Origin of the sequence: Kribbella sp. NPDC003557, assembly GCF_040610805.1 — a bacterium.
Lineage (GTDB): Bacteria > Actinomycetota > Actinomycetes > Propionibacteriales > Kribbellaceae > Kribbella.
The window spans coordinates 15,552-38,096 of record NZ_JBEXMY010000016.1 but is presented as its reverse complement, the minus strand read 5'-3'; the positions used below and the strand labels follow the sequence as shown (position 1 = coordinate 38,096).

At 70.6% G+C, this 22,545-nt stretch carries 18 protein-coding genes; 6 read left to right on the top strand and 12 right to left on the bottom strand.

Annotated elements, in window-relative coordinates:
* Positions 1–9 precede the first annotated feature (9 nt).
* From ABZW60_RS40495 to ABZW60_RS40470, 6 genes are read right to left on the bottom strand one after another with little or no spacing between them, the layout of a single operon-like run.
* Positions 10–1,443 (bottom strand): aldehyde dehydrogenase family protein, encoded by a 1,434-nt coding sequence (locus ABZW60_RS40495; RefSeq protein ID WP_355485985.1) that lies wholly within the window; start codon positions 1,441–1,443, stop codon positions 10–12.
* Positions 1,440–2,276 carry an ATP-binding cassette domain-containing protein gene (locus tag ABZW60_RS40490; RefSeq protein ID WP_355485984.1) on the bottom strand — a complete coding sequence of 279 codons (837 nt, stop codon included), beginning with the start codon at positions 2,274–2,276 and terminating at the stop codon, positions 1,440–1,442. Before ABZW60_RS40490 ends, ABZW60_RS40495 begins: the two co-directional genes overlap by 4 nt.
* Positions 2,269–3,222 (bottom strand): ABC transporter ATP-binding protein, encoded by a 954-nt coding sequence (locus tag ABZW60_RS40485; protein ID WP_355485983.1) that lies wholly within the window; start codon positions 3,220–3,222, stop codon positions 2,269–2,271. The genes ABZW60_RS40490 and ABZW60_RS40485 overlap by 8 nt, the downstream gene beginning before the upstream one ends.
* Positions 3,219–4,037: an ABC transporter permease gene (locus tag ABZW60_RS40480; protein ID WP_355485982.1), complete on the bottom strand. Its 819-nt coding sequence runs from the start codon at positions 4,035–4,037 to the stop codon at positions 3,219–3,221. Before ABZW60_RS40480 ends, ABZW60_RS40485 begins: the two co-directional genes overlap by 4 nt.
* Positions 4,038–4,982, bottom strand: a complete 945-nt coding sequence (locus tag ABZW60_RS40475; protein WP_355485981.1) for an ABC transporter permease — start codon at positions 4,980–4,982, stop codon at positions 4,038–4,040.
* A complete protein-coding gene (locus ABZW60_RS40470; RefSeq protein WP_355485980.1) occupies positions 4,979–6,490 on the bottom strand; it encodes an ABC transporter substrate-binding protein in 1,512 nt (503 codons plus the stop codon). The genes ABZW60_RS40475 and ABZW60_RS40470 overlap by 4 nt, the downstream gene beginning before the upstream one ends.
* Positions 6,491–6,598: 108 nt before the next feature.
* On the opposite strand from ABZW60_RS40470, the gene ABZW60_RS40465 reads away from it, so the two are divergent.
* From ABZW60_RS40465 to ABZW60_RS40455, 3 genes are read left to right on the top strand one after another with little or no spacing between them, the layout of a single operon-like run.
* Positions 6,599–7,357, top strand: coding sequence for a FadR/GntR family transcriptional regulator (locus ABZW60_RS40465; RefSeq protein WP_355485979.1), 759 nt, complete (start codon positions 6,599–6,601; stop codon positions 7,355–7,357).
* 54 nt (positions 7,358–7,411) lie between these two features.
* Positions 7,412–9,061: an FAD-dependent oxidoreductase gene (locus ABZW60_RS40460; protein ID WP_355485978.1), complete on the top strand. Its 1,650-nt coding sequence runs from the start codon at positions 7,412–7,414 to the stop codon at positions 9,059–9,061.
* A 16-nt stretch (positions 9,062–9,077) separates the two neighbouring features.
* Complete coding sequence (locus ABZW60_RS40455; protein WP_355485977.1) at positions 9,078–10,463, top strand: ATP-binding protein; 1,386 nt, start codon at positions 9,078–9,080, stop codon at positions 10,461–10,463.
* A gap of 11 nt (positions 10,464–10,474) precedes the next feature.
* Here the strand turns inward: ABZW60_RS40455 and ABZW60_RS40450 are convergent, their stop codons facing one another.
* The 3 genes from ABZW60_RS40450 to ABZW60_RS40440 all read right to left on the bottom strand — a co-directional run bounded on the left by ABZW60_RS40450 (position 10,475) and on the right by ABZW60_RS40440 (position 14,382).
* Positions 10,475–11,023, bottom strand: a complete 549-nt coding sequence (locus tag ABZW60_RS40450; RefSeq protein WP_355485976.1) for a hypothetical protein — start codon at positions 11,021–11,023, stop codon at positions 10,475–10,477.
* Positions 11,024–11,161: 138 nt separating this feature from the next.
* On the bottom strand, positions 11,162–13,735 hold the full coding sequence (locus ABZW60_RS40445) for an MXAN_6230/SCO0854 family RING domain-containing protein (protein ID WP_355485975.1): 2,574 nt from the start codon (positions 13,733–13,735) through the stop codon (positions 11,162–11,164).
* 491 nt (positions 13,736–14,226) lie between these two features.
* Positions 14,227–14,382 (bottom strand): DEAD/DEAH box helicase, encoded by a 156-nt coding sequence (locus ABZW60_RS40440; protein WP_355485974.1) that lies wholly within the window; start codon positions 14,380–14,382, stop codon positions 14,227–14,229.
* Between the two features lie 229 nt (positions 14,383–14,611).
* Here ABZW60_RS40440 and ABZW60_RS40435 point away from each other — a divergent pair, with 229 nt between their 5' ends.
* Positions 14,612–15,880: a GGDEF domain-containing protein gene (locus ABZW60_RS40435; RefSeq protein ID WP_355485973.1), complete on the top strand. Its 1,269-nt coding sequence runs from the start codon at positions 14,612–14,614 to the stop codon at positions 15,878–15,880.
* Here the strand turns inward: ABZW60_RS40435 and ABZW60_RS40430 are convergent.
* Positions 15,845–16,819 carry a zinc-binding dehydrogenase gene (locus ABZW60_RS40430; protein WP_355485972.1) on the bottom strand — a complete coding sequence of 325 codons (975 nt, stop codon included), beginning with the start codon at positions 16,817–16,819 and terminating at the stop codon, positions 15,845–15,847. The genes ABZW60_RS40435 and ABZW60_RS40430 overlap by 36 nt on opposite strands.
* A 104-nt stretch (positions 16,820–16,923) precedes the next feature.
* On the opposite strand from ABZW60_RS40430, the gene ABZW60_RS40425 reads away from it, so the two are divergent.
* Both ABZW60_RS40425 and ABZW60_RS40420 read left to right on the top strand, forming a co-directional pair.
* Complete coding sequence (locus tag ABZW60_RS40425; protein WP_355485971.1) at positions 16,924–19,929, top strand: DEAD/DEAH box helicase; 3,006 nt, start codon at positions 16,924–16,926, stop codon at positions 19,927–19,929.
* Complete coding sequence (locus ABZW60_RS40420; RefSeq protein WP_355485970.1) at positions 19,922–21,169, top strand: SWIM zinc finger family protein; 1,248 nt, start codon at positions 19,922–19,924, stop codon at positions 21,167–21,169. Before ABZW60_RS40425 ends, ABZW60_RS40420 begins: the two co-directional genes overlap by 8 nt.
* 1 nt (position 21,170) lies before the next feature.
* Here ABZW60_RS40420 and ABZW60_RS40415 read toward each other — a convergent pair whose 3' ends face one another.
* Together ABZW60_RS40415 and ABZW60_RS40410 are read right to left on the bottom strand one after the other, a co-directional pair.
* Positions 21,171–21,512, bottom strand: a complete 342-nt coding sequence (locus ABZW60_RS40415; RefSeq protein WP_355485969.1) for a DUF1801 domain-containing protein — start codon at positions 21,510–21,512, stop codon at positions 21,171–21,173.
* 1 nt (position 21,513) lies between these two features.
* Positions 21,514–22,494, bottom strand: coding sequence for a GDSL-type esterase/lipase family protein (locus ABZW60_RS40410; protein ID WP_355485968.1), 981 nt, complete (start codon positions 22,492–22,494; stop codon positions 21,514–21,516).
* Between the last annotated feature and the right edge of the window lie 51 nt (positions 22,495–22,545).

The following is a 22,545-nucleotide window of genomic DNA, read 5'->3' as shown; positions in this document are numbered from 1 at the left end:
AGCCGCCTGTCATGGGCGCGGGCGGATGATCGCCATCCGGGTCGTGGTCAGTTCCTCGATCGCGAAGCGCGGACCTTCACGGCCGGTGCCGGAGTCCTTCACGCCGCCGTACGGCATCACGTCGGACCGGAAACCGGGGACCTCGTTGACCACCACTCCCCCGACCTCCAGCCGATCGATCGCGGCGAACGCGGTCTCGAGCGAGGACGTGAACACGCTCGCGTGCAACCCGTACCGTGTCTCGTTGACCGCGCGCAGAGCACTCTCGATGTCCGGCACGGACCGCACCGCGATCACCGGCCCGAAGATCTCCTCGTCCCACGCCGGCAGCCCGTCCGGTACGTCGGTCAGCACGATCGGACCGAGTACGTCGCCAGGCGCCTCGTAGGCGATCGACGCACCGGCGTGGACCGCGTCGCCGACCCAGGCCCGGACGCGCTCGGTCGAGGCGGGGTTGATCAGCGCCGACACGCGGGTCTCCGGATCACGCGGGTCACCGACGACCACGCCGGGCATCCGGGCGCCGAGCTTGTCCAGCAACGCTTCCCGTACGGACTCGACGGCGATCACACGCTGGACCGAGATGCACGCCTGCCCGGACGCGTAGTACCCGCCGCGCACGATCGCGTCGGCGGCCGCGTCCAGGTCGGCGTCCGCGGCGACGACCAGTGCGGAGTTGGACCCGAGCTCGAGCAGGATCTTGGTCGGCGCGGCGTCGCGCGCGATCCGATGGCCGACTCCAGCCGATCCGGTGAAGGAGACGGCGCCGATCCGGTCGTCGGTCGTCAGCGTGGCACCGACGTCCGCTCCGCCCGTGATCACCTGGAGCGCGCTCTCCGGCGCGCCGGCGTCGGCGAGCGCGGAGCGCATCAGGTGCGCGAGCCAGAGCGTGGCGAGCGGTGTCTGCGGCGCGGGCTTCACGATGATCGGGCACCCGGCCGCGAACGCGGGCGCGATCTTGTGCGCCGCGAGCAGCAACGGATAGTTGAAGCCGGTGATCCCGATGACGACACCGATCGGCTTGCGGACCCAGAAGCCCTGCAGGCCTTCACCACTCGGCAGCAGGTCGAGCGGCACGGTCTCACCGTGCAGCCGGGCGACCTCCTCGGCCGACGTCTCCAGCGTGAGCAGCGTCCGGTCGATCTCGACCCGGCAGTCGACGAGCGGCTTGCCGGTCTCCAGCACCAGCAGGTCGACGAACTCGTCGCGGGCGGCGAGCATCGCGGAATGCACGCTCTGCAAGACGTTCCGGCGCAGGTACGACGGTAGGCGGCCGACCGTCTCACGGGCGGCGAGCGCGTTGTCGAGGGCTGCCCGCGCCAGCGCGACGTCCCCGAGCGGCGCTTCGGCCACGGTCGATCCGTCGTACGGGAAGATCACCGGCGCCGTGGCCGGTGCCTCGACCCAGGACTCACCGATCGGCAGGCCTGCTGGGAACTTCATGCTGGATCTCCCTTCGTGAGCAGGTCGGACGTGGTCGCGCCGGCGAGCGCGCGCTGCAGCGTGGGGATGGCCGAGACCAGGCGTTGCGTGTAGGGGTGCTGCGGGGCGGCGTACACGTCGCCGGTGGCGCCGGTCTCGACGATCTCGCCGGCGTTCATCACGGCCACGCGGTCGCAGACGTGTTTGACCACGGACAGGTCGTGCGAGACGAACACCAGCGTCAGGTCGAGCTCGTCGACCAGGTCGGAGATGAGGTTCAGGACCTGGGCGCGGACCGAGACGTCGAGGGCGCTCACCGGCTCGTCCGCGATCAGGATCCGCGGGCGTGGGGCGAGCGCGCGCGCGATCGAGATGCGCTGCCGCTGGCCGCCGGAGAACTGGTGCGGGTACCGGTCGCCGGCGTCCGCGGAGAGGCCGACGGCTTCGAGGAGCTCGCGGACGCGGGCTCCGGACGCCGGGTGTCCCTGGACGACCAGCGGTTCGGCGATGATGTCGCGGACCCGCATGCGGGGGTCGAGGGAGCTCATCGGGTCCTGGAAGACGAGCTGGAGGTTCTCGCGCAGGTTCCGCAGCCGGCGTTCGGGGAGTCTGGTGATGTCGGTGCCTTCGACGATCACCTGGCCGGAGGTCGCACGGTCGAGGGCGGCGATCAGGCGCAGGAGCGTCGACTTGCCGCACCCGGACTCACCCACGATGCCGAACCGCTCGCCCTGCTTGACCTCCAGACTCACACCCCGCAACGCGTGCACGACCGGAGCCGGCTTGACCAACGAGGTCCGAGGCCGCGGATAGTCACGCACCAGGTCAACCACCTGGATGGCGGTTTCAGTCATCAGCGCCTCCGGCCGGGTGGTGGCAGGCGAAGCCGTGTGTTTCGTCGCCGGTCCACGGTGGTGTCTCCTCGCACAGGGCGGTGGCGTGGGCGCAGCGGGTGCGGAAGACGCAGCCGGTCGGGAAGCGGCCGGCCGGTGGCACGTTGCCGGGGATCGTGGTGAGACGAGGGGACGTGGTTTCGAGGTCGGACGCCGCCAGCAAACCCTGTGTGTAGCGATGACGCGGGCGCGTGAACACCTCGCCGACCGGCCCCGCCTCGACGACGCGGCCGCCGTACATGACCAGCACCCGTTCGCAGACCGTGGCGACCACAGCGAGGTCGTGCGTGATGAACAGCAGCGCCGACGACCGATCCATGACGCCACGCACGATCAGGTCGAGGACGAGGGCCTGGACGGTGACGTCCAAGGCGGTGGTCGGCTCGTCGCAGATCAGCAGCGCCGGGTCGTTGGCCAGGGCGAGTGCCAAGACGACTCGTTGCCGTTGGCCACCGGACAGCTGGTGAGGGTACGCGCGGAGCGTCTCGGCGGGCAGCTGTACGCGTTCGAGCAGCTCGGCAGCCGCGGCCCGGGCTGCCGGTTTCGCGAGCGTCTTGTGGATCAGCATCGCCTCGGTGAGCTGGTCGCCGATCCGCATGGTCGGATTCAGCGCGGTCATCGGCTCCTGGAAGACCATCGCGATGTCGCGGCCGCGGACCCGCGACATCCGCCGTTCGTCCGCACCCACCAACTCGTGGTCCACCCCGCCGAGGCGCACCGATCCGTCGGCCCGCACGTCCTCGGGCAACAGACCGAGAATGCTGAGCGCGGTCAGCGACTTGCCCGACCCCGACTCCCCGATCAGCCCGACCCGCTCCCCCGCGCCGACGGTCAGGTCGACGTCGGACACCAGCGCCGTGTCCCGCACGGAAACGCTCAGCCCGCGCACCGTCAGTACGTCGCTCATCGGCGGTCCTCCAGCTTCGGGTCGAACCGGTCGCGCAGCCCGTCGCCCAGCAGGTTGAATCCGAGGACGGCGATCGCGATCGCGATCCCGGGGAAGATCGCCAGCCGCGGTGCGCTGAACAGGAACTCCTGGCTCTCCTGCAGCATCCGGCCCCACGACGGTGTCGGCGGCGGCGTGCCGTACCCGAGGAACGACAGCGCGGCCTCGGCCAGCACCGCGATCGCGAACGACACCGAGGCCTGCACCGTGATCAGGCTGGTCACATTCGGCAGTACGTGCCGCAGCGCGATCGGGAACGGCTGCCGGCCGGCGGCGCGGGCCGCGAGCACGTACTCGGTCCGCATCACCTGCAGGGCCCCGCTCCGGATCACCCGCGCGAAGCTCGGCACCGACGCGATGCCGATCGCGATCATCGCGGTCAGCGTGCTGGCCCCGAACACCGCCCCGAACATGATCGCCAGCAGCAACGCCGGGAACGCCAGCAGCAGGTCGTTGGCGCGCATGATGGCCTCGCCCGGCCACCGCCGGACCATCGCGGCCAGGATCCCCAGCGGTACGCCGATGACCGCGGCCACGCCGACCGCGACGACACCGACGAACAACGTGGTCCGCGAGCCGACCATGATCTGGCTGAGCACGTCCCGGCCGAACTTGTCGGTGCCGAACCAGTGCGACCACGACGGCTTCAGCAACCGCGCGGACGGTGTGACGAGCGTGGCGTCGTACGGCGTCCAGACGAACGACACCAGCGCCATCAGCACGATCACCGCGACGATCACGCCGCCGACGATCAGGCTCGGGTTCAGTCGCTTCATCTACGCCGTCCTCAGTCTCGGGTCGAGGGCGACGTACAGCAGGTCGACCAGGAAGTTGACCAGGAGGACGGCGAGGACCAGGACCATCACGACGTCCTGGACGAGAAGCAGGTCGCGGTTCGAGACGCCGTCGAGCAGGAGGCTTCCGAGTCCCGGGATCACGAAGACGCGCTCGACGACGACCGCTCCGATCAGGAGCGTCGCCAGCTGGAGACCCAGGACGGTGACGACGGGTACGGCGGCGTTGCGGAGGCCGTGTCTCCAGAGGGCCTGGAACGGGCGGAGGCCCTTGGCGCGGGCGGTGCGGAGGTAGTCCTCGCGGAGCACGTCGAGGACCGAACTGCGGACGTACCGGGTGAGCACCGCGCCTTGGACGAGACCGAGTGCGAGGGCAGGCAGGATCAGCTGCTTCAGGAACATCGCCGGGTCCTGCGCCGGCGGCGTCCAGCCGTTCGCCGGCAGCCAGCCGAGCTTCACCGCGAACACGACGATCAGCAGGATGCCCGCGAGGAACGCCGGCACCGCGACGCCGATCTGGGAGACCGCCGACAGCGCCAGCCCGGAGACCTTGCGATGCCGCGCCGCCATCACCGTGCCGGCCGGCACGGCGACGACGAGCGCGATGATCATGCCGGCGACGACCAGCCACAGCGTGACCTGGAACCGGTCGAAGACCTGCGGGCCGATCGCCGCCTTCGACACGTACGACGTGCCGAGGTCGCCGTGCAGCAGTCCGCCCAGCCAGTCGACGTACTGCGTGGGCAGCGGGCGGTCGAGGCCGAACTGCCGGCGCAGTTCGGCCACTGCCTCGTCGGAGGCGTTCACGCCGAGCGCGACCCGGGCGGGATCGCCCGGCAGCACCGCCATGAACGCGAAGACCAGCACCGAGCTCACCGCGAGACTGACCAAGAACACGCCGGTGCGCTCGATCAGGCGGAGGATCATCGGGTGAGCTTGGAGAGATCGAAGTTCTCGGTGATCGCGTTGGTCGGCAGGCCCTTGATGTCCTTGTCCGCGACCATCAGGTTCGGCAGCAGGAACAGCCAGTCGCCCGCCGCCTGCTCGGACAGCCGGCGCGCCGCCTTCTTCATATTGTCGACCTGGGCGGCCTCGTCACCGGAGTCCGCCGCGGCCAGGTAGCCCTGCAGCGTCGGGTCGTCGTAGCGCGTGTAGTACTTCGCGTTGAACACCGCACCCAGGTCCCGCGGCTCGACGTGCGCGATGATCGACATGTCGTAGTCGGCGTTCTTGAACACCGTCGTCAGCCAGGCCGCCGGGAACTCGAGCTGGTCGATCCGCACCTTCAGGCCGGCCTGCTCCAGCTGGCTCTTCACCACCTGGCCGCAGGACGTTGCGTACGGCAACGTCGGGAGCCGGAGCCGGAGCGTCTTGCCGGCCGCGCCGGAGGCCTGCAGCAACAACTTCGCCTTGGCCAGGTCGTACGGCGCGACGCCGGTGAGGTCCTCGTACCACGGGTCGGTCGGCGGCACCATGCTGCCGATCAGCTTGCCGCGGCCGGCCCAGCAGGTGTCCAGCAGCGCCTTGTGATCGATCGCCATCCGGATCGCCTGCCGGGTCCGGATGTCCTTGAACAGCGGCAGCGAGTTGTTGAACGACAGCAGCACCTCGCCGTTCGTCGTGCCCTCGATCACCTGGTACTTGTCGTTGCTGGTGAACTGGCTGAGCGCCTCCGGCGCCTGCACCGTGCCGATCACGTTGATCGTGCCGGTGAGCAGCGCGTTGTTCAGCGCGGTCGCGTCCTTGAAGTACTTCAGCGTGATCTGCTGGAAGAACGGCTTCGAGCCCCAGTACTTGTCGTTGCGGACCAGGACGATCGAGTCGCCGCGGTTCCACTTCGAGAACGTGTACGGGCCGGAGCCGACCGGGGCCGTCGCCAGCGCGCTGACACCGCTCTCGGAGAACATCGCGCCGATCCGGGTCGTCATCCGGAACAGCCAGTCGTTGCTCGGCTTCGTCAGCGTGACCTGCAGCTGGGTCGGCGACAGCGCCTTGGCCTGTGAGACCACGTCCATCGCGGCCTTCAGCGACGTCGTCCACGCGGTCTTCACCCGGTTGATGCTGAACACCGCGTCGTTCGCCGTGAACGGCTTGTCGTTGGTGAACTTCGCGTTGTCGACCAGGTCGAAGGTGTACGTCTTGCGGTCCGGCGAGACCGTCCACGACTTCGCCAGCGAGGGCACGATCTTGCCGGAGTCGTCCTGCTTGACCAGCGTCTCGTAGACGTTCCCGAGCAGCGCCTGCGGGATCGCGGCGCCGTCGGTCGTCGTGAAGTCCAGGCTGGCCGGCTCGGCCACGAGACCGATCGACAGGTTCTGGTCGCCGCCCGGGGAGCTGCCGGACGACGTACCCGATCCGGCCGAGCAGGCGCTCACGGCGAGCAGCGCGGCGGAGGCGAGGACCGCGACCGCTCGAGTGACAATCGACGACTTCACGTCTACTCCTCCGGTGCGCCAACTGGTCTGACCAGTGGACTAGGTCTCAATGGGCCACTAGGTTTGTCCTCTGCTCAGGTGCCTGTCAAGCGACTGGGGGTGTGCCGGATGACAAAGAGTCCGCAGTTCCAGCCGGTGCAACCGGTGCGCGCCTATCAGCGGATCGTCGAACAGATCGAGGAAGCGCTCGCCCGGGGCGACCTGACCCCCGGCCAGCGGCTGCCGAGCGAGCGGGAGCTGGTCGCACAGTTCGCGGTCAGCCGGTCGACGGTCCGCGAGGCGCTGCGGGTGCTGGAGAGCAACGGCGTGGTCCGCTCCCGGCCCGGCGATCCGAACGGGCCGGAGATCCTGCCGTTCTCCTCGTCCGCGCTGCGCAAGCAGGTGGCCCGGCTGGCCCGGGTCGACGAGCTGACCCTGAGCGAGCTGATCGGCTTCCGGATGATCATGGACGGCGCCGCGATCCAGGTCGCGTCCCGGCTGCGGACGCCGGAGCAGCTGGACGAGCTGGAGGCGACCCTGGTCGCGATGCGGGACGCGATCGACGTCGACTTCGCCGCGTTCAGCGAGGCCGACCTCGCGTTCCACGAGCTGATCGCGCGGATCAGCCGCAACTCGCTGATCCAGACCTGCAACGACGTGGTCCGCGGCGTCGTCCTCGGACTGATCTCCGACAAGATCGCGCACGCGCCGAACAGCCGCGCGCTGATGCTCGAGTCGCTGCACCACCACGCCGAGGTGGTGGACGCGATCCGGGCCGGCAACGGCCACGCCGCCGCCCGGCTGGCCCGGCAGAACATGTTCGACTACTACGCCGGGTACGTGCCCGACTCCGAACAGGAAACGTTGCGGGCGCTCATAGAAGATTGACGGATTCCCGTGTCATTCTGTCGGGATCGGTTCACTGCTGTGGGGGGCACGAGCGTGAGCAAACCCGCGATTCTCACCGTCGACGACGACCCGATGGTCTCGGCCGCCATCTCCCGGGACCTGCGCCGGCGGTACGGCGACGACTATCTCGTCGTCCGCGCGACGTCGGGCGACCAGGCACTCGCCGCGCTGACCAAACTGGCCCTGCGCAACCAGCCGATCGCCCTGGTCGCGACCGACCAGCGGATGCCCGGCATGACCGGGATCGAGCTGCTCGAACGCGCCCGCGAGTACGCCCCGGACGCGAAGTACCTGCTGCTCACCGCGTACGCCGACACCGATGTGGCGATCCGTGCGATCAACGAGATCGGCCTCGACTACTACCTGCTGAAGCCCTGGGACCCGCCCGAGGACCAGCTGTTCCCGGTCGTCGACGACCTGCTCGGCGACTGGCAGCACGCCAACCCCGAGCACACCTCCGACGTCCGCGTGGTCGGCAACCGCTGGTCGGACCGCGCGCACGAGATCAAGACCTTCCTCGCCCGCAACCACGTCCCGTACCGCTGGTACGACGTCGAGCGTGACACCGAAGGGCAGCGGCTGCGGGAGCTCGCCGACGCGGCCGACCACGAACTCCCGCTGGTCCTGATCCCCGAGGGCGACACGCTCCGCTGCCCCACCACCCTCGACCTCGCTTCGGCGCTCGGGCTGCGGACCCGCGCCGAGCAACCGCTGTACGACGTCTGCATCGTCGGCGGCGGACCGGCGGGACTCGCGGCCGGCGTGTACGCGGCGTCCGAAGGGCTCAGCACGGTGATCGTCGAACGCGAGGCACCCGGCGGGCAGGCCGGGCTGAGCGCCGCGATCGAGAACTATCTCGGGTTCCCGCGCGGCCTCACCGGCTCGGACCTCGCGCAGCGGGCGGTCGCGCAGGCGTCCCGCTTCGGCGCCGAGATGGTGCTCGCCCGGTCCGTCGTCGGCCTCGAGTCCCGCGGCCCGGTGCACGCCGTACTGCTCGAAGGGTCCGGTGAGATCGAGGCCCGCGCGCTGATCGTCGCGACCGGCGTCTCCTACCGCAGCCTCGACGTGGACGGCCTCGACGACCTCACCGGCCGCGGCGTGTACTACGGCGCGACCGCGAGCGAGGCCAGTCAGGTCCAGGACGACGAGGTGTACATCGTCGGCGCGGCCAACTCGGCCGGACAGGCAGCGCTCAACCTGGCCCGGTACGCCAAGCGCGTCGTGCTCCTGGTCCGCGGCGAGACGCTCGAGAGCTCGATGTCGCGATATCTCGTCGACAAGATCACCAGGGCCGCGAACATCGAGGTCCGATGCCGGACCGAGGTCGTCGGCTGCCGCGGCGACGGTCATCTCGAGGCGCTGACCCTCGCCCACCGCACGTCCGGCCGCGTCGAGGAGGTGCTCGCCAGCTGGCTGTTCATCTTCGTCGGCGCGATCCCGCGGACCGACTGGCTCGGCGACTCCGTCGTCCGTGACGCCAAGGGCTTCGTGGTGACCGGGCCGGACCTGATCGCGCTGGACCGGTGGGCGCTGCCGAGGCCGCCGTACGCGCTGGAGACCAGCGTGCCCGGTGTATTCGCGGCCGGCGACGTCCGGCTCGACTCGATGAAACGCGTGGCGTCCGCGGTCGGCGAAGGCGCCATGTCGATCTATCTCGTCCACCGCTACCTCGCGACCGTCTGATGGGCAGGACTTCCTGATGAGGCCGGCTGATCTGCGCGACATCCCGCTCTTCGCGGGGCTGACCGACGTGCAGCTCGAGGAGCTGATCGACGGCAGCACCGAGGTGCCGATCGAACGCGGCGCCGACCTGTTCCACGAGGGCGAGCCCGCCGACTACTGGTGGGTGCTCGTCGACGGCGCGATCACGCTGCACCGCAAGATCGGCCGCGAGGACACCGTGATGGGCAAGATGGACGTCCCGGGCCGCTGGGCCGGCGGGTTCCGGGCCTGGGACGAGCACGGGCTCTACCTCGCCAGCGGCCGCGGCCTCGCCGAAGGCCGGGTGCTGCGGGTGCCCGCAGACCTGTTGCGGGAGCGGATCGACGCCTGGTTCCCGCTCGCCGGGCACCTGATCAAAGGCGTGTACGGGACCGCGCGGGCGATCGAGTCGACGGCGCGGCAGCGGGAGTCGCTGATCACGCTCGGCACACTGGCCGCCGGGCTGGCGCACGAGATCAACAACCCCGCCGCGGCCGCGGCACGCTCGGTCAGTGCGCTCGACACCGCGTGCGTCGCGTTGCTGTCGGCCTTGCGCGGTCTCGCGGCAGGCGACGTGACCGCCGCGCAGTTCAGCACGCTCGACGAGCTGCGGCTCGAACTCGGCGCGGGGACGGCGGTACCGGATCCGGTGGACCTCGCCGACCACGAGAACACCATCGCGGACTGGCTCGACGACCGCGGCGTGGAGCGGTCCTGGTTCATCGCGCCGCCGCTCGCCGCGGCCGGTGCGAGCGTGGACTGGTGCGAGCGCGCGGCCGACGTCCTCGGCGACGCCCTGGAGCCCGGTCTGGAATGGGTCGCCAGCACGCTGGCGGCCACGACACTGCTCGGCGAGGTCAAGGAGTCGACGCGGCGGATCAGCGAGCTGGTCGCCGCGGTCCGCTCGTACTCGCAGATGGACCGCGGCTCGATCCAGACGATCGACGTCACCGAGGGCATCGAGAGCACGCTGGTGATGCTCGGTCACAAGCTCCGCGACGGTGTCGAGGTGGTCCGCGCGTACGGCGCCGACGTACCCCGGATCGACGCGTACGCCGGTGAGCTCAACCAGGTGTGGACCAACCTGATCGACAACGCCGTCGACGCGATGGAGGGCGCCGGGACGCTGCGGATCACGACCAGGACGGACGGCGACCGGGTCGTGGTCGAGTTCACCGACACCGGGCCCGGGATGCCGCCGGAGGTCGCGGCCCGCGCGTTCGAGCCGTTCTACACGACCAAGGACGTCGGCAAGGGCACCGGGCTGGGCCTCGACATCGCCCAGCGGATCGTCGCCGAGCACCACGGCGGCACGATCGGCATCACCTCACGACCCGGCGAGACCACGCTGCAGGTCAGACTGCCCAGACAACCGGCCGGCTGACCTGCCCGGACTCACGTGTCGTGCTCGAGGATGCGGACCAGCGGGACCTTGAGCAGCTTGCGGGCCTTGTGGATCCAGTCGGAGCACAGGAACGCTGCCGCGGTCTCCGGCCAGGCGACGACCACGACCTCCTGGCAGCCGGTGGCCTTCACCATCTGCATCAGGGCGAGCAGCACCTCGCCGTGCGTGATGGAGACGTGCACGGGGTAGCCGCTCGCGAGGCGGAGCTGGCGGGAGCTGTGCTCGATCACCGAGGCGAGGTCGACATCCGGGTCCGCGAGGGTCGCGGTCGGTGTTCGACTGGGTGCGGACGGCGGACTGATCCGCGCCGACGGTCCCGTCGCCGAGCCGACGACGGACGCCGAGCCGGTGAGACCGGCCACGTCCGCGAACGACGAACCCAGCAACGCCATCGGGCCGCCGAACCCACTCTCCGGATGGCTGGAGACCAGCAGGTGGTAGTCCACGGGCTCTTCACGCCTTGCGTGCAGGGCGGCAACGCGGCGCGCGTCGCCCTCGCTCATCTCCCGCTCGATGAGCACAACCACGTCGTACGTCATGCGTGGCTCCCTTCGCGTCAATTCCGTTGTACTCCTGCACGGCACCCGGCCAAAGCATCAGCCGCGCGTCCGTCACGGAATTGTCAAAGTCCTCTCAGCCTGCTCTTAGACACGCCCGGGCGCAGGTCAGGGCGGAGGTCAGGGCGTGGCCTCCAGGCCGGCGCGGGCGCGGGAGTCGGGCGCCAGGCCGGTCAGCAGGTACGGCGCGTCGACGAGCGACACGGTCGCGCCGTCCAGCAGGCGCGGGTGCAGGGCATACACTTCCGCGCCCGCGCGCGGCGTGACGTCACCGGTCAGCACGGCCACGAAGTCGGCCCGCTTCGCGGCGTCCTCGTCCCAGCTCCGGTCCGGCTCCAGGCGCAGCGTGACCCGCCGGGCGAACGTTGCCGGCTCCTCGGCCGGGCCGCGGACGTAGCCGACGACCGATCCGTCGGCGCACCGGACCGCGATCTCATCGGTCCTCGCCGCCGCGTGCCAGCAGCAGATCTCCCACAGGCTCACCCGGTCGCCCGCGCCGTGCACCTCCTCCATCGTCGCCGCCATCAGCCCCAGATGACCGCCGTACCGCGCGATGTTGTGGCCGTAGCCGGCCGCGCCGAGGTTCACGTCGTACCAGCGGAGCTCCTTGGCGTGCAGGTCGACGCCGAACGGCAGCAGGATCTTCGCTGGACCGGCCAGGTCGAACCGCTCCTCGACCGCCGCCGGGTCGAACAGCGCGTTCGGCTGCCGCAGCACGCCGACGAACCCGCGCTCCAGCTCGTCGAACGGGACGTCGTTGTAGCTGAAGACCACCGGCAGCAGGTAGCGGCCGCCGACCCGGCGCACCGCGCGCAGGTCGACGTCGACAAACTCGGTCGAGCCGCCCGGGCCGGGCGCCGACGTCAGGTCGCCGGAATGCACCAGGGCGTCCTCGTCGAACCGCAGCCGGGTGTAGTCGCACAGCCCGGCGAACCTCCACTCCTCGTCGAACACCGCCACCGACAGGTCGAGATCGATCCGCCGGCCGCGCGGCTCGACCCAGTGCAGGAACAACCGGAGCAGCTCGTCCTGCGGGATCGGCACGGCGCTGCCGCGCGTCATCCGCAGCAGGCTCGACGACGCGCTCCGCTCCGAACCGGGCGCGGCCAGCCGGGCCAGCTCCTCGTCCAGGAACACCCGCCGCCACCGTGGCAAACCTGTTGCCCGGCGCAACATTTCACCGATGAGCACGGCGGACAGCTCGGCGGCGAGCGCGGGCGGCAACGGCTCGCGCTCGTCGACCGCCGTCCAGATCCGGGCGGTCCCGCCGCGCGGGAAGAACAGTCGCAGCTCACCGGGGGGCGTCCGGACCTGGCCGAGCGCCGCACTGAGGACGGCCGGCGACACGTCCGACACCACGGTCGTCAGAGCATCCACGAGGAGCGGGTGGTGCTCCTGCGGAAGTGCGCGCGCCAGCTGCAACAGCCTGCGGACCAACTCGCCGGGACGCTGCATCAACAGGTCGAGCGCCTGCTCCGGTCGGCCTTGTGTGAAAGCGCCCTCGACACGTGCCGCGAACGTGCTCAGCACGAGTCGCCCGTCCTCCACGCGCACCAACGGATGCCGCGAGGCCTCACCCGCCACCGCTCGGCCGGCCGCGGTCCCCAGATCCAGAACGGTCCCGCGGAGGACCGCGAACGCCAGCGCGGCCGCCGGGAAGCGGGTCGCGAACTCGAACGGATGCAGGTTCTCCCCGATCCGTTTCCAGGCGCGCTCGTGGCGGAGCATGTCCTCCACCAGCGTCTCGACGGGCAGCTGGTCGAGACGCCGCAGCACCAGCCGTCGGGTTGCCCTCGGCAACGACTGGCGGCGGGCCGGCGGGGTCCACAACCCGGGGTCCGCGTCCATCAACGCATAGATCAGCCGCAGGACGTCGGTCGCGGTGCCGGTGCGGTCGATCAGCTCGGGCTCGTCCGCGAGGAAGTGCGCGACGACCAGCGCCCGGGTCTCGCGGACCGGGATGTCTTCGGGGATCCAGGCCGAGCTGGCGCCGTCGAGCAGCACCAGCAGGTCGGCGCGGTCCGCGGCCGACAGCGGCGCGCGTCGCGCCAGCAGGACCTCGACGGTCTGGCGCACCGAGTCGGCCGTGGCCAGGGAGAGCAGTCGCAGACGATCCGACCGGACGTGGGCCGGCGGCTCCTCGCCGGGCGACGGCTTGAGGAACGGGTCCCCGGGGTCGATGCGCCGCAGACACAGTGGGCAGGCACTGAGGTCGGTGCCGTCCCAGCAGGTGCGGCAGACCAGGTGCGCACAGGGGGCGACCGCGTGCACGGAGGCCGTGTCGCCGCACAACACGCACGGTTGCTCCGGCTCTTGCAGCAGGCGAGCGAAGACCCTGTTCACATAGAAGGTCTCGGTGTTGCCCGGAACGCTCTCCGGGAAGCCACGGAACAGTGGGGTGTGGTTGACATCGGCCCCGGACTCGGCGTCGAGCAGGTCGAGCAGTGCGCCACCGAAGCCGGCCAGCGCGGGAGCCGACAGTGACGCGCAGTGCCGGTACAGACCGACCGACAGCAGGAGGCCGCGCTGGATCAGGTCGGCCTGGAGCGCGGACAGGCCCGCCTGGATCGTGAGCGGCCGGCGCAGCCACTGCCACGCGGAACGCCTGACCGGCGGGGTCAGCGCGGTGGCGTCGACCAGCCGGCGACGGCACAGCAGGACGGCCGCCCGCGGGTCCGCTGTTGGATCCGGCATGCGCGACTCCCCCGGTGAGCACGATCTGTGCGTCTGTCAGGACGGCGCCAGGGGCGGAGAGCGGACGCGCTACTTGGCCTGGTGAAGGAGAAGGAAGCACGTCCAGGAGCCGCCCCTGGCACCGAGAACGCTACCGGGCGCCACCGACAGTTTCGGTGCGCTCGACGGGCTCGACGGGGCCTCGAACGGGCCTCGAACGGGCCCGGCAAAGAAGAGCTCCGGTAGCAGGGTCGGGGCCGCCCCGCCCAGACCCCGCTACCGGAGATCTCCAGAGTAGAACGTTCACCCAAATCCCGCGCCACCGGGTCCCCGATTCGGCGGTGAACTGGCACTGATGCGCCGCGCCGGTCACCCTGGGCAGGCGGCGCACCACGATCAGTGAACGCGGAAGGCCGGGAGAAATCACGGTAAGGTCAATTGACGGGCCCGTCGGGTTTAGCCCGTGAATGACCTCTCCGGAACGTAAGAAATGCGTAAAGAAGTACCGCCGGTCACCAATCGTTACCGCCACCGGAGAACCAGTCGTTACCCGCGCCGTCGAACCAGTCGTTACCGCCGGTGAACCAATCGTTGCCACCGTCGAACCAATCGTTGCCGCCGGTGAACCAGTCGTTGCCGGTGCGGACGGAGAGCGCTGGGATCTGCATGATTTTCGACCCTTCTTGATGCTGACCAACTGGTGGAATGCCCCGGGCACCGGGGTGACCTGACGTGAACAGGTCGTTACTATGAACGCATAACCGCTCAGATCTACCGCTTGTGAGGCTGATGATGATTCTGATCGGTCGGAGCAACGGGTTGCCACCCAGGCAATGGAAGCTCTGGTCGCTCCCCAGGACCGCATTGGCTTATGTGATCGCGATTGATGTGATTGCGGTGACGATTACCACACTCGCGGTCCGGAGCACGGTCGGCGGACCGAATTCCGGGGTGCGGCATTCGGAGTGGGTGGCGTTCGTCGTCCTGGCGGTGGCCTCGACGCTGCACCTGGAGTGTGCCCGCGGAATCGAGCGCCGACGCGAGCTGGCGGCGAACACCTCGCCGCACACCAACCTGAAGTGCCTGTGGATCTTCGCCGCGCTGCTGCTGCTCCCGCTGTCGCTGGTCATCCCGCTCGTGGTGCTCTCCTACACGTACTCCTGGTTCCGGGTGTACGGACGCACCGTCGCGCACCGCAAGGTCTTCTCCACGGCGACGTACATCCTGGCCAGTGCGGCAGCGGCCGCCGTGCTGCGTGCCGGTGGACAGTTGGAGGCGCCGCGGGTGCCGACCAGCTTCTGGTCGCTGCTGGTGGTGCTGGCCGCGGCCGCGACCTGGTGGCTGGTGAACTACGCCCTGGTGATCGGCGCGATCCTGCTGTCCAGCCCGGAGGCCACGGCGCGGGAGGCGCTCGGTGACCTCTCCAACCAGCTGGTCGTGTGCGCCGGTCTGGGTCTCGGGATCGCGATCGCCGCGGTCCAGACGTCGTACCCCTGGGTCGTTCCGGTGCTCATGGTGACGGTGCTGGCGCTGCACAGGGACCTGCTGCTCCCGCAGTACCAGCGGGCCGCCGGTATCGACAACAAGACCGGCCTGGCCACCTCGTCGTACTGGGCGAGCGCAGTGCCCGCAGAGCTCGCCCGTGCGGACACACTGCGCAGCACGGTCGGTCTGCTGATGCTGGACCTGGACAAGTTCAAGGAGATCAACGACACCTACGGCCACCCCGCCGGCGACGAGGCGCTGCGCGCTGCCGGTGAGGCGATCCGCGCGGAGGTGCGGAACGGCGATCTGGTCGCCCGCGTGGGCGGAGACGAGCTGGCGGTGCTGCTGCCGGGTGCATTCGAGTCCGAGGTGCTGGAGATCGCGGAGCGGATCAGGGAGCGCCTGGTCAGCCTCACGGTCGCGGTCAGCACGACCGACGGCGGCACGGCGACGCTCGACGGCGTACCGGCCTCGTTCGGCGCGGCTGTGTACCCGGAGGTCGCGAGCACGATGGACCAGCTGATCCTGGCCGCCGACGACGCGCTGCTGACGGCCAAGCGGTCCGGGCGGAACCAGATCGTCATCGCCCGCCCGAACCGGCCCGCAGATTCCGCGGAGCCTTCCGAGAAGCCTGCTGAGCAGGAGTCAGCGCCGGACGCTGATCAGCGCCTTACCCCGTAGCGTGCGGTTCTCGAGCGCCCGGTGCGCGTCGGCCACGTGGTCGAGGTCGTAGACCTGGTCGATGACCGGCCTGAGCTCGCCGGCCGCGGCCCGGGCGATGACGTCCGCGCCGGTGACCGACGTCGTCGTGGAGTCGGCGCGGAGGTCCATGATGCCTTTCACGGTGATGCCGCGCCGCTCGGCCTCGGCTGGGTCGTATGCCGCGAAGCCGCCGCTCGGCGCTCCGTGGGCGGAGAACCAGCCGCCGTCCGCGACGACACCGAACGCGGTCGCACCGAGCTCGCCGCCCGCGCCCTCGAACACGATGCCGGCGCCTCGCCCGTTCGTCGCTTCGAGTACTGACTTCTCCCAGCCCGGCTTGCTGTAGTCGACGAGCACGTCGGCGCCCTGCGCGCGGCTGAGTTCGAGCTTCTCCGCGCCGCGGGCGGCCGCGATGACCCGTGCTCCGGCCTGGTGGGCCAGCTGGATCAGGAGCAGGCCCATACCGCCGGCGGACGCGGTGACCAGGACGTCCTGGCCCGCCATCGCAGGCGCGAGTTCTTCGAGCATGAGAGCCGTGAAGCCGTCGCCGTACACCGCGACCGCGGTCGGCAGGTCGAGCTCGGGCGGTACCTCGACGAGATCGGTCGCGGTCAGGGCGAGCTCGGCGTGCGCGCCGAACGCCACGCCGCGACCGACGACGGTCTTGCCGATCCAGCCGGCCGGGACACCGGGGCCGACCGCGCGAACCTGTCCGCCGAGATTGCTGCCTGGTACGTACGGCGTCTGCACGTCGAAGAACTCGCCGTACGTCCCCCGGCGGATCGCGGTCTCGACGAAGATCACGTCGGCGAGCTCGACCCGGACCAGCACCTGGCCCGCCGCGGGCTCGGGATCCGGGAGGTCACGGGTCTCGATCACGTCCGGACCGCCGAACCTGGTCACCACTGCTGCACGCATATTTCACACTCTCCGGTTGTCGTCAGGAGCTTCCGAGCGTGCAACCTCAACCAACGTTCAGGTCAAGTCCGGAGTTGTCGGTGGTCCGGCGTACTGTGCAGGGCATGTTCGACGCCGTCTTCGTGCCCGCCGACCCGCCACGTGCGGGCCGGCTGGCGTTGTACGGCGACCTGGCCGGCTCGGGAGAAACCGCCGACGGCACCGTCGACGTCGTCCTCCCCCGCGGCACTACGGTCCGCCGCAGCACCGTCCCCGCCCGCTTGCTGTCGATGGACGAAGTGCTGGCCCGGCTGACCGAGCCTGAGCCAACCCTGGCCGGCACCGGCGAGCACGGCACCGGCTGGCAAGGCGCGGGTAGGCAGGGCTCCGGCTGGCAAGGCGCGGGTGGGCAGGGCGCGGGTGGGCAGGGCGCGGGTGGGCAGGGCGCGGGTGGGCAGGGCGCGGGTGGGCACGGTGCGGGGAGTTGGGCGGCTTGGCGGGCGGCTGGGCTTGCGGGCTTGGTGTTGATCGGCCGGGGGCGGCTGGTGCCGGACCGGAGCCCTGAGGGGTACGGCGCGTGGCGGGTGGCTCCGCTGGACCCGATCGACCGCGCCTGGCTGCGGAATCTGAGCGCCGCCATGCCGGCGTACGGTCATGCCCTGCCGATCGAAGGCACCCGCCCGGTCCGGCTGAGAGAGCTGGAGCAGCTGGTCCGCGCGTTCTGGGACGCGCTCGCCGACACCCTGGTCCGCACCCCGGCGGCGACCGTCGCCGTCCGACCCGGCGCCGAGCCGTTCGCGACCCTCGAGCCCACAGCCCTGCCCGGCCCGACGACCTGGCTGGACGAGACCGCCTTGGCCGAAGAAGCCGGCACCCGCCTGGTCCTCCGAGTCGAGCCCCCGGCCGCAGGTGACTCCGGCGACGCAGCCGATCCCGATGACGCCGGCGTCCCCTCTCACGCCAGGAACTCCCCCGCCGGAGACTTCCGGGCGGTGCTGCAGTTGCGCAGCGGTGTGGATCCGAGCCTGCTGGTGGACGTCGCCGACATGTGGAACGCACCGGCCGCGGTCCTCACCGCCCTCGGCGAACGCGCCGAGACCGACCTTCTGCTCGCACTCCGTCGCGGCGCGCGGGTCTGGCCGCCGCTCGGCTCCGCCCTGCGCGACGCCGCGCCCGAAGAGGTCCCGATCGACGACGTCGCGCTGGAGGAGCTCGCCGAGGGCAGCACGGCGCTGGAAGGCGCCGGCATCGAGGTGCTCTGGCCGACCGAGCTCTTCGCCGGCGAACTGGCCGTCCGCGCCAGCGTCGCCACACCGACACCCGGCGCCGTCACCGGGCCCGATTTCAGCCTCACCGACCTGGTCGCGTTCCGCTGGCGCCCCACCCTCGACGGGCAGGACCTGACCGAGGCCGAGATTGCTGCGCTCGCCGAGGCCAAGCGCCCGATGATCCGGATGCGCGGCCGCTGGATCCGGGTCGACCACGAGCTCGTCCGCCGGCTCCGCGACGGCACGGGCCGCAAGCTCACCGGGGCAGAAGCGCTCGGCGCCGCGCTCACCGGGACCATCGACGTCGACGGCGAGCTCGTCCCGTTCGACGCCGACGGGTCATTGGCCGCGATGATCGCCCGGCTACGCGCGGCCGAGGAGCCGGCGCCGTTCACCGAGCCGGCCGGGCTGCGGGCGACACTGCGCGACTACCAGCGCCGCGGCGTCGCCTGGATGGCGCAACTCGCCAATCTCGGCCTCGGCGGCTGTCTCGCCGACGACATGGGCCTGGGCAAGACCATCCAGGTGATCGCGCTGCACCTGCAGCTCGCCGGACGCGGGCCGACCCTGGTCGTCTGCCCGTCGACGCTGCTCGGCACGTGGGAGCGTGAGTTCGAGCGGTTCGCCCCGGACGTGCCGACCCGTCGCTACCACGGTGCCGGCCGGGCCCTGAGTGACCTGGCGGCGGACGAGGTCGTGCTCACGACGTACGGCGTGGTGCGTCAGGACCACCGCGTGCTCGGGGAGATCGCGTGGGGCCTGGCCGTCGCGGACGAGGCGCAGCACGCCAAGAACCCGTTGTCCCGCACCGCCCGCGCCCTGCGGACATTGCCGTCGGCAACCAGGATCGCGCTGACCGGGACGCCGGTGGAGAACCGGCTGTCCGAGCTGTGGTCGATCCTCGACTGGTCGGCGCCCGGCCTGCTCGGGACGCTCGACCGGTTCCGCCACGACGTCGCGGTCCCGGTCGAGCGGTTCCACGACGAGGAGGCGACCGCGCGGCTCGCCCGGGTGACCCGGCCGTTCCTGCTGCGCCGCCGCAAGAGCGACCCCGGCATCGCCCCCGAGCTGCCGCGCAAGACCGAGCACGACGTCGTCGTCCCGCTGACGACCGAGCAGGCCACGCTGTACCAGGCCGTCGCGAAGGAGACGCTGGCGAAGATCGAGGAGGCGGAAGGCATCGCGCGGCGCGGTCTGGTGCTGAGCCTGCTCACCCAGTTGAAGCAGGTGTGCAACCATCCGGCGCAGTTCCTGCACGAGCGCGGCCCGCTGGAGCGGCGCTCCGGCAAGCTCGCAGCGCTGGACGAGCTGCTCGACGTGATCCTGGCCGAGGGCGAATCGGTGCTGATCTTCAGTCAGTACGTCGAGATGTGCCGGCTGATCGAGTCGCATCTCGCGGCCCGGCAGGTCCGGACGTTGTTCCTGCACGGCGGCATCGGGGTGCGCAAGCGCGAGGAGATGGTCACGCAGTTCCAGTCCGGCGAGGCTCCGGTGTTCCTGCTGTCGCTGAAGGCCGGCGGGGTCGGGCTGACGCTGACGCGAGCCACACATGTCGTGCACTACGACCGCTGGTGGAATCCGGCGGTCGAGGACCAGGCGACCGACCGGGCGTACCGGATCGGTCAGGACCAGCCGGTCCAGGTGCACCGGCTCGTCACCGAGAACACGCTCGAGGACCGGATCGCCACGGTGATCAACGCGAAACGGGATCTCGCGGACGCCGTGGTCGGATCGGGCGAGGCGTGGCTGAGCGAGCTGTCCGACGCGGAGCTGACCGAGCTGGTGGAGCTGTCGACCGGGCCGGTCCGCTCCGGCTCGGCGAGTGCCTACAACCCTTCCGCTGTAGGGAAATCCGATGGCTGACGAGGATCGGACGCCGTGGCAGGGCTGGCGGCGCAAGGGTGAGGACGCCGGGTTACCGGCCGCCAAAGGCCCCGGGAGCCGGCGGTCGTTCGGGGCGACGTGGTGGGGGCGGGCCTGGCTGGAGGCGCTGGAGCAGCGGGCGCGGCTCGACCCGGGGCGGCTGTCCCGCGGCCGGTCGTACGCACGCCGTGGCAGCGTGCTCGAGCTGACCGTCAGCCCGGGCGAGGTCGATGCCGTGGTCCAGGGCAGCCGCGTCACGCCGTACCAGGTGACGGTCCGGATCCGCGCGTTCTCGGCGGACGAGTGGGACGCCGTGCTCGACATCGTGTCGGCGCAGATCGGGCGGGTCGCGGCGCTGCTCGACGGCGAGTTGCCGCCGGAGGTCGTGGACGACGTACGGGCTGCCGGGCTGGATCTGCTGCCGGGCGCGGGCGAAGTCCTGACGAACTGCAGCTGTCCCGACTTCGCCGTGCCGTGCAAGCATTCTGCGGCTGTCTGCTACTTAGTGGCCGATGCGCTGGATGACGATCCGTTCGCCTTGCTCCTGCTCCGCGGCCGGCGCAAGGACGAGTTGCTCGCGGCACTGCGGTCACGCCGCGGCGGGACCGCCGAACCTCCCGCTCCCCTTCGCACTCCTGCCCCGGCAGGCATCCCGGCAATCGCCGCCTTCGCCCGTCACCTCTCCACGACATCAAGCGCTCCGACCGTTCCGGTGCCCGTGCCGCCCCGGCCACTAGCCGCTCCCGGGCTGCCGGCGGCGGTCAAGGTGCTGGATCCACCACGCTCCTCGGGCGTCGACATACGCGACCTGCTCGCCCTCGCCACCGACGCCGCCCACCGAGCCTGGGAACTGGCATCCGGCGACGCCAACCTCGCTCTCACCTTCGAACAGGACCTGGCACGCCGAGCCGCCGCCCTCCTCGGTACGCCGGACCTCGCCGACCTGGCTCACCGCGCCGGCATGTCCGCCCGCCAACTCACCACCTGGGCCACCGCCTGGCAGCACGCCGGCCCTGGCGGCCTGGCCGCCACCGCTGACACCCCGCACGATGCCGATCCCGAAGCCCTCACCGAAGCCCTGGCCGTCCTCCCCAACGCCACCACCGAAACCAACCGAGTCACCGCCGGCAAAGTCCAACTCCGCCTCGGCAAGGACGACCTCTGGTACCGCTTCAACCAGAGCTTCAACGACTGGACCCTCGCCGGTCCCCCGGCCGCTTCTCCTCAGGACCTCGTGTAGCTCACGACCGCCGGCTCGCGAGGAACGCCTGCGCCAGGCGGGTGATGAGGTCGTACGGGATGGGTTTGTCGAGGGGGAACTTCAAGGTGCCTTTGCCGGACTGGTACTCGGAGAGGTCCTCGTCGATGGGTGGGATCGGGTAGATCGCGAGGTGTGACTTCCAGCCGCTGAAGTGGAGTAGTGGCGTGCCGTCCAGGGTGATGGTTGGCATCTGGTAGCTGATCTTCTCGCCGGCGCCGGGGACGGCCGCGTGGATGGTCCGCCGTACCTGTTCCAGGACCTCGCGGACCTCGGGCGGGAATGACGCGATGTACTCGTCGACGATCTCGAACTTCTCGGTCATGTCATTCGGGACGGCGAAGAGAGGTGTGTTGTTCGAGGGCGGTGACCAGGTGGCCGGCGATCTTGGCGTGGCCGGCGACCGTCGGGTGGACCAGGTCGGTGCAGTCGTCCTCGGTGATCCAGCCGGTGGAGTCGACGCAGACCAGGTCCGGGTCGTCGAGCGTCTTCACCGCGGCCTGGATCGTGTCCGCGTGCTTGCCGCTGAACGGGGTCAGCGCCACGATCGTCGCGGACGGGTACGCCGCGCGCACCCGTCGTACGTAGCCCGCGTACTCCTCGACCTCCAGCGTCGGGTCGTTCACGCCGAGGTTGATCACCACCACGTCGGACGGCTCGACCCGCTCGGCCGGTGAGCCGGCGAAGTTCCACCCGAACGAGTCGACCCCGGCCGGCACCTCCCCGTTGCCCGGCTTGCTGATCCCCTGGCTGCCGAACCCGACCTGGTACGACGTGGCGCCGAACGCCCGCGCGGTCAGGTACGCGTACGACGTCGTGCCGTCGGCGCCCTCGGACTCGGGGTGCTCGCTCAGCGACCGCACGCCCTGCGTGATCGAGTCGCCGTAGAACTCCAGCCGCGGACCGCCCGGCCGACCGCTGAGCCGCAGCCGCGACTTCACGTCCAGCACCAGACCGGCGAACACGACCGCGCACTCCAACGGCGGGTTCCACCGGTTGACGTGCTCGTTCACGTCCTTGACCACGACCTCGACCCGATGCCGGCCGTCGGGCGCCTCGAGCTCGACGACCGGTTCGTCGATCACGTACAGCCGCGGCTCGCCATCGTCGACGGTGATCCACAGGTGCGGCGCGACCGTCAGCCCGTCGATGTCGAAGAGCAGCTGCAGCCGCTCACCGGCGTACGAGAACGAGAACCGCGACCCGGAGTTGACCGTGATCGCCACGCCGGGCTGGTGTCCCCACTGTCCTTCCAGGACGATGCGCGGATCGGACGGGGCGACGACCTCGCCTGGCTCGAACGGCACGGGCACTCTCCTAGTCCTCGGCGGCGCTGTCTCGGCGGCGGTGTTTCGGCT